The 444-nt window shown below is 67.8% G+C and carries 1 protein-coding gene; it reads left to right on the top strand.

Annotation, left to right across the window (positions count from 1 at the left end; translation table 11 throughout):
* Positions 1-129: 129 nt before the first annotated feature.
* The coding region (locus G3I71_RS47685) for a transposase family protein (RefSeq protein ID WP_164325201.1) at positions 130-444 on the top strand (315 nt) is incomplete at its 3' end.

Here is a 444-nt window from a genome sequence, read left to right on the forward strand (position 1 = left end):
GTCCCGGTGGCTTCAAGGACCTGCAGGTCCCAGGGATGTGACGAACCTTCACTATGGCAGTTCCGCACGCAACGAAGCTCCGATGATCAGCGCGGGCTGCCAAGCCACCCGCCGATCACCGGAGCTCCGATGTGCCGCCAGTCTTCCACTTTCTGTCTGGTCAAGTCGCCCTTGCGTCAGCAGCGTGAGCTGCCGGACCTGGCCGCCCGGCTGAGTCTCCTGCCCGATCCCCGTGACCGGCGCGGACGCCGCCACACCCTCACTTCGGTGTTATTGACCGCCGCGTGCGCGGTCCTGGCGAGCACCCGTTCCTACCTGGCGATCGGGCAGTGGGCCCGCCACGCACCCCAGGACAACCTCGCCGGCCTGGGGTTTCATTCACAACGGCCGCTCGGGTTACGCCGTGCGGCCTCGCCCTCGACCCTTCGCCGGGTGATGGTCCTG

The sequence above is a fragment of the Streptomyces sp. SID12501 genome, assembly GCF_010550245.1.
Classification (GTDB): domain Bacteria; phylum Actinomycetota; class Actinomycetes; order Streptomycetales; family Streptomycetaceae; genus Streptomyces.